This is a genomic window from Micrococcus sp. ACRRV, from assembly GCF_022346985.1.
Taxonomy (GTDB): domain Bacteria; phylum Actinomycetota; class Actinomycetes; order Actinomycetales; family Micrococcaceae; genus Micrococcus; species Micrococcus porci.
The window spans coordinates 1-6,475 of record NZ_JAKRNH010000126.1; the positions used below are offsets into that span (position 1 = coordinate 1).

The 6,475-nt window shown below is 77.2% G+C and carries 5 protein-coding genes; 1 reads left to right on the top strand and 4 read right to left on the bottom strand.

Translation table 11 applies throughout. The features are described from left to right. Nucleotides 1–174: 174 nt before the first annotated feature. From MHY29_RS10760 to MHY29_RS10770, 3 genes are read right to left on the bottom strand one after another with little or no spacing between them, the layout of a single operon-like run. Nucleotides 175–873 (bottom strand): response regulator transcription factor, encoded by a 699-nt coding sequence (locus MHY29_RS10760; protein ID WP_224356111.1) that lies wholly within the window; start codon nt 871–873, stop codon nt 175–177. Between the two features lie 53 nt (nt 874–926). Then, nucleotides 927–2,213 carry a histidine kinase gene (locus MHY29_RS10765; RefSeq protein WP_239241146.1) on the bottom strand — a complete coding sequence of 429 codons (1,287 nt, stop codon included), beginning with the start codon at nt 2,211–2,213 and terminating at the stop codon, nt 927–929. Beyond that, nucleotides 2,210–3,388, bottom strand: coding sequence for a nitronate monooxygenase (locus MHY29_RS10770; protein ID WP_224356113.1), 1,179 nt, complete (start codon nt 3,386–3,388; stop codon nt 2,210–2,212). Before MHY29_RS10770 ends, MHY29_RS10765 begins: the two co-directional genes overlap by 4 nt. 98 nt (nt 3,389–3,486) lie before the next feature. On the opposite strand from MHY29_RS10770, the gene MHY29_RS10775 reads away from it, so the two are divergent. Next, nucleotides 3,487–4,941, top strand: a complete 1,455-nt coding sequence (locus tag MHY29_RS10775) for an L-lactate permease (RefSeq protein ID WP_224356114.1) — start codon at nt 3,487–3,489, stop codon at nt 4,939–4,941. Nucleotides 4,942–4,997: 56 nt separating this feature from the next. Here the strand turns inward: MHY29_RS10775 and MHY29_RS12540 are convergent, their stop codons facing one another. Next, nucleotides 4,998–6,236: a sensor histidine kinase gene (locus tag MHY29_RS12540; protein WP_224356115.1), complete on the bottom strand. Its 1,239-nt coding sequence runs from the start codon at nt 6,234–6,236 to the stop codon at nt 4,998–5,000. Between the last annotated feature and the right edge of the window lie 239 nt (nt 6,237–6,475).

A 6,475-nucleotide genomic window follows, 5' to 3' on the forward strand; every position in this document is an offset into this window, starting at 1 on the left:
GCGCTCATGGGGGTCCTTCGGTGCGGTCGGAGGTGGGTGTCCCAGGTGAGACCAGGATGTCGCGCCGGTGCCGTCGGCCGGCACCCTCCTGGGGCTGAACCGCGCCGGAGGGGGGTCATCCCTGGGTAGGAGCCCCGCTGGCCGAAGGTGCCGCGAGGCCGGGCAAGGGCCGGCTCAGAACCCCACGAGCCCCGTCCGGTGCGCGATCAGCACCGCCTGCACCCGGTCGCGTGCCGAGAGCTTCGCCAGGACCCGCCCCACGTGCGTCTTGACGGTGGCCTCGGAGAGCACCAGCTGGGCGGCGATCTCCGGGTTCGCCGCGCCCTGGCCCATGAGCACGAGCACCTCCCGCTCGCGCGGGGTGAGGGAGCCGACGGCGGCCTGCTCGTCCGCGCACTCGGCGCTGCGGGCCGCGTCCTGGCGCAGCCGCGGCGCCATGTGGGCCAGCAGCCGCCGCGTCGTCGACGGGGCGATCACCGCGTCCCCGCCGTGCACCGTGCGGATCGCGGCGAGCAGCTCCTCGGGCGGTGCGTCCTTGAGCAGGAACCCGGAGGCCCCGGCCTCGATCGCGTCCATCACGTGCTCGTCCAGGTCGAACGTCGTCAGCACCACCACGCGCGGCGCATCGGGCCGGCGCAGCAGGGCGCGCGTGGCCTCGATCCCGTCCATCTCCGGCATCCGCACGTCCATGAGCACGACGTCGGCGCCCGCCACGGCCACGGAGGCCGCCGCCTCGCGGCCGTCGGAGGCCTGCGCCACCACGGTCAGGTCCGGCTGGGAGTCGATCAGCATGGCCAGGCCGGAGCGGATCAGGGCCTGGTCGTCCACGAGGGCCACGCGGATGGGGGTCGGCTGGGCGTCGTCGGGGCTCATACGGGCATCCTCCCAGACGTCGCCGACCTCCGCGCTGCGCCGACCGCGGCCCGTCAGACGTCCGCGTACGGCAGCTCGGCCCAGACCCGCCACCCGGCGCCGACGCGCGGCCCGGCCTCCATGGTCCCGCCGAACAGCGCCACGCGCTCGGCGATCCCGCGCAGGCCCTGGCCGCTGCCGGTGGTCTCGGCGTCGGCCTGGCTGCGCCCGTCGTCGTCGGCCTGGATCTCCAGTCCGCGTGCGGTCCAGCGGAGGGTGACGAAGGCGTGCGCCCCCTCCCCGCCGTGGCGCAGCGTGTTGGTGAGGGCCTCCTGGACGGTGCGGTAGGCCGTGAGCTCGCCGCCGGCGGGCAGGTCGCGGCGCGGGCTCCCCTGCTCGAGCAGGGAGATCTCCAGCCCGGACAGGCGCAGGGTCTGGAACAGGGCGGGCAGGTCGGCGAGGCCGGGCGGGGCGCGGTGCCCGTCCGGGGCGGCGGGATCGCGGCGGGCGCGGTCGGGGCCGCCGGTGGGCTCGGCGGGGCCGCGCAGCACGCCCAGCAGCTGGCGCATGTCCGCCAGGGCGGAGCGGCCGGTCTGGCCGATGGTCTCCAGGGTCTCGACGGCGAGCTCCGGCTTGGCGGCGGCCGCGTACCGGGCGCCGTCGGCCTGGCTGATGATCACCTGCAGGGAGTGGGCCACGATGTCGTGCATCTCGCGCGCGATGTGGCTGCGCTCGTCGGCGGCGGCGAGCTCGCGCTCCTGCAGGGCCTGCGTCTCGAGGCGCCGGGCGCGGTCCTCGAGGGCCTGCACGGCCAGCCGGCGGTTGCGGACCACGTCCCCGAACGCCCACGCGGTGAGCACGGCCATCCCGCACAGGACGGCCATGACCACCATGGCCACCGGCTCTGCGGGGGACTGGACCTGCACACCGTCGGGCGTGGTGAACCGGGGCGGGAACAGCCACACCTTCAGCCCGTTGGCCAGGCCCCCGGCCAGGCCCGTGGCGAGCCCGGCGAGGGACGCCCAGCGGGGCCCGATCGCGGCCAGGTTGTAGACGGTGGCCGGGACCATGGCCAGCGCGATCGTGAACTCGGGTCCGACGGCCAGGTGCAGCAGGGCCCCGGCGACGGTCACCCCCGCGGCGGCCACGGGCCGCACCCGGCGCAGCCCCCATGCGCCGGTCATGAGCAGGCCGGCGACGACGGTGCCGGCCGTCTGCCAGGCCGCGGGGCTGCCGACGCCGCCGCCGAGCATCACGAGGGGCGCCAGCACCAGCACCAGGGTGAGCAGCACGGCCGCGGTGACGTCCGTGCGCACCGGGTGTCGGCGGAGCAGGACGTCCAGGCGGCGCAGCGGGTTCACGGCTCAGCCCGGGGGGCCAGGGAGGCGAGCACCTCCGCGGCGCCGACCTCCTCCACGCGGTGCGCGCCGGTGCCGGCCCACAGGTGCACGTGCTCCAGGTCCCCCTCCTCGGCCGCGGCCCGCCGCAGCGGCCCGGTGAGCCCGTTGACCTCGGGGTACGCGGCGGGGGCGTCGTGGTGCTCGTCCATGAACGGGGTGACGAGGCCGCGGGCCCAGCGCCCCGTGTAGGCGCGGGTCAGGGCGGTGGAGGCGGCGCCGTCGTCGGGATGGGCGAAGGCGACGCCGGCCGAGGCCTGGCGCAGCGCGGTGCGATGCGCCGCGGAGGTGCCGGCCTCGGGGGTGAGCAGGAACGCGGTGCCCGCGGCGACGGCCACGGCCCCGGCCTCCAGCAGGGGACGCACCTGCGCGCCGTCGGTGATCCCGCCGGCGGCCACGAGCGGCACGGCGGCCGGGCCGAGGGCGTGGCGCACCGCGAACACCAGGGTGCGCAGGTCGGTGATGCCCGGGCGGCCCTGGGGGTCCAGGGTGGCCCGGTGTCCGCCCGCCTTGGGGCCCTGGACCACCAGGAACCGGGCCCCGCTCGCGACGGCGGCCATCGCCTCCGCGGGGCTCGTCACCGTCACGCCGGCCGGGATCCCGGCCGCGTCCAGGCGGGCGAACACGTCCGGGGCGGGCAGCCCGAACGTGAAGGACACCGCCGGCCAGGACTGCTCCTCGGCGGCGGCGAGCATGTCCTCGAACGCGGCGCGCTCGGCGTCGGGGTCCGGGGTGACCGTCAGGACGGAGGGCAGCTCCGCGCCGAGGTCCGCGGCCAGGGGCGCGAGGCGCTCCCGGTAGGAGGCCACCGCCTGGGCGCGCGCGATCCGGGCGGCGCCGCCGCGGGCCGAGGCGGCCACGGCCGTGTTCACCGCGTCCGGCACGAAGAGGTTCACACCGAACCGGCCGGCCTCCTCGGGGGCGGTGAGCAGGGCGCGCAGTCCGTCCACCTGCTCCCGGACCTGCGCGGCGGACCGCATGCCGCCGGCCAGGAACGCGCCGCCGCCGGCCCGGATCACCGCGGCCGCCAGCTCCGGGGTGGAGGGCCCGCCGGCCATGGGCGCCGCGAGCACCGGCACGGGCGGGTCCAGCGGGGCCGGGACGGGCGCGGGGACGGACGGGACGGTCGTCGAGCTCATGCGCCCAGCGTAGGACCCCCGGCCCCGCCGGTCAGGGGGTCCTACAGTGATGGGGGCCGGACGCGCCCGTCGTCGAGCTGAGGAGGGAGGGCGGAGCCATGCAGGTGCTGCTCGCCCTGGCGCCCATCCTGCTGACCCTGGGCCTGCTGATGACGCGCCTGCCCGCCTGGGCGGCGCCCGCCGCGGGCTCCGTGGCCGCCGTCGTCCTGGGCCTGACGGTGTTCGGCGTGGACCCGGCCGTGCTGGGCGCGGCGGTGGGGCACGGGGTGCCGACCGTGCTCGAGATCCTGGCGATCATCGCCGGCGGCATCACCCTCTCCCGCGTGATGGAGCACTCCGGCGCGCACGCCCGGCTGGGCGGCTGGCTGTCCGCGGGCAACGGCCCCACCCTGGCCACGGCCCTGCTCATGGTGCACGGCGTCATCCCGTTCCTGGAGACCGTCACCGGGTTCGGGGTGTCCCTGGTGGTGGGCGTCCCGCTGCTGCTCGGCCTCGGGTTCACCGCCTACCGGGCGGCGCTGCTCTCGGTGCTCTCGCTGACGATCGGCGTGTGGGGCTCCATGGCGCCGGGCACGCTCATGGGCGCCCGCCTGGCCGGCCTGGACGTCCAGGAGGTCGGGGTCACGGCCGCGGTGTTCAACCTGCCCGCCTCACTCGTGGCCGGCGTGGCCACGGTCCTGGCGGTGCGCGGCGCCCGCGGCCTGCGCGACGACAGCGCCCCCGCCCGCCTGGCACCCTGGCTCGGCGTCGCGCTCGCCTCCGGGACGGCCCAGTGGGCGCTGATCCTCGGTGCCAACCTGCTGGTCGGCACGGCACCGGCGGGCGCCGTGGCGACCTTCGCGCTCACCCTGGCCTGGCTGCTCGTGATCCGCCGCGGCCGACTCACCCCCGGGCCGGGGCGGGACGTCGTCCCCTACGTGACGCTCATGGCGGGCACCGTGCTCGGCACCACCGCCGAGGACGCGCTGGGGCTGACGGGGCCGCTGTCCGTCGTCGGGACTCCGGCCCTGTGGTCCTTCGTGGCGGTGGGCGTGGGCCTGCGGCTCCTGGACCTCGACGCCGCCGCGCGGCGCACCGTCCCCCGCGAGTCACTCCGGCTCTGGCGCGGCACCGCGGTCCCCAACGCGCTCTACGTGGCGTTCGGCCTGGTGCTCTCCGCGGGCGGGGCGTCCCCTGCGCTCGCGGGCGCGCTGAGCGGCCTGGGGGAGTCCTACCTGGCGGCCATGCCGTTCATCGGGGCCTTCGCGGGGTTCGTCACGGCGTCCAACACGGGGGCGATGGCCCTGGTGGGGCCGCTGCAGATGGACACGGGCGCGGCCCTGGGAGTGCCCCCGGCGTGGTCCAACGGACTGCACAACGCGGCCGCGGGGTGGGGCATCATCGCCGGCCCGGCCCGCATCCAGGTGGCCCACGGCATGGCCGCCCCCGCCCAGACCCCGGACATGCCGGGCCGGGCCGTGAGCCCCCGTGGCCTGGTCGCGGCCCTGTTGCCGGCCTCGCTCGCGGGCGTGGCGGGGATGTCCCTCATGGGGTGGCTCCTGCTGCCGCGGTGAGGCAGGGGCAGGCGCGGTCGGCGGCCGCTCATGCCCGGCGGCCCACGGCGGCCGGCTCAGGCGGGGACGCCGAAGGGGATGCGCACGTCCACGTGCCAGCGCCCCTCCCGGGGTCCGACGTCCGCGCGGCCGCCGAGCAGCCCTGCGCGCTCCCGGATGTTCAGCACCCCGAACGAGCCGTCGGGCTGCGGCGCGTCCCGGGGTCGGCCGGGGTGCTGGGCGGGGGACAGTTCACTGAGCACCCGCAGACGCACCTGCCCGGGGGACAGGGTGAAGAGCACCTGGCACGCGCCCCCGGCGGGGGCGTGCTTGACCACGTTGGTGACCGCCTCGTGGGCGATCCGGTGGACGGTCGCGTCCACGTGGCGGGGCGCGCGCACCCCGTCCTGCTCCTGGACCTGCAGGTCGACGTCGAAGCCGTGCGCGCGAAGCCGCGCGGCGGCGTCCCGGGCCGCCTGCGCGGAGGAGGTCACCAGCGCGGTGTCGAGAGCGTCCGGCGTGCCCGTGCCCCGGCGCGCGTCGACGTCGGTGCCGGCGTAGAGCACCTGGAGCAGGCCGCGCAGATTGGCGTGGGCCTGCCGGGCGACGTCGGCCACGGCGTCCGCCATCCGCTGCTGGGCGGCGCGGTCGGGGGCGACGCGTATCGCCTGCGTCTGCATGGCCAGGACGGCGAGGTCCTGGGCCACCACGTCGTGCAGGTCGCGGGCCAGGCTGCGCCGGATGTCGGCCGTGGCGCGGTCGCGCGCCTCCACGAGCTCGAGGTTGCGGCGGCGGGCGCGCTCCAGGGAGACCGACTCACGCCGCAGGAGCAGCCCCACGGCGGTGCCCGCCAGTGCCGGCACCAGCATGAGCGGCAGCACGTCCAGGTGGTCGGGGCGGAGGGCGGCGGTGAGCACCGTGGTCGCCAGGAGGGTGCAGCTGAAGACCACCAGGGGCGTCCTGGAGAGGTACAGGGCGGCGAACCCCATGGCCAGGCCCACGGTCACCACCGGCAGGGCGTAGAACCCCGAGGCCAGTGCGGACAGGACGAGCAGCGTGTAGCAGCCCATGAGGGCACGGGCGCCGGCGAGCGCCAGGACGAGCGTCACGCCGGTGCCGAGGGAGAAGAGGGCGTCGGCCGAGTCCAGCAGCCCGCCGCCCGGGCGGCCGGCCGCCCCGAGGGCCAGGTCCGCGGTCTCCCAGACCAGGAGGAGGCCACCGACCACGGCCAGCAGCCGGCGGAGGCGAGGGGAGAGCCGGCGCGGGGGTTCTGCCAGGAGGCCCCATGTGGCCCGGCCCCATGCTGGGACGTTCACGTCGTCCAGTATGGGGCCGGGCCGGGTGCGGCCCGCAAGGTGCCGTCGGAGCCGCGTCGGGGGGGCTCAGCAGGGGATGATGGGCACGCGGCGGCAGATGTACCGGTAGAAGTCCGGGGACGCCGTCCCCGGGTCGGAGATCCGCATGTCGTGCCCCAGGGGGGAGACGGCGGGGGCGGCCGAGGCGGCCGGGGCGCCGATCATCAGCGCCGGGAGGACGGCGACGGCGACGAGGGTGG

What these genes read in the sequence shown, in the direction of transcription:
- MHY29_RS10760 (WP_224356111.1), bottom strand. Translation starts at nt 873, where the DNA reads ATGAGCCCCGACGACGCCCAGCCGACCCCCATCCGCGTGGCCCTCGTG.
- MHY29_RS10770 (WP_224356113.1), bottom strand. Translation starts at nt 3,388, where the DNA reads ATGAGCTCGACGACCGTCCCGTCCGTCCCCGCGCCCGTCCCGGCCCCG.
- MHY29_RS10775 (WP_224356114.1), top strand. Translation starts at nt 3,487, where the DNA reads ATGCAGGTGCTGCTCGCCCTGGCGCCCATCCTGCTGACCCTGGGCCTG.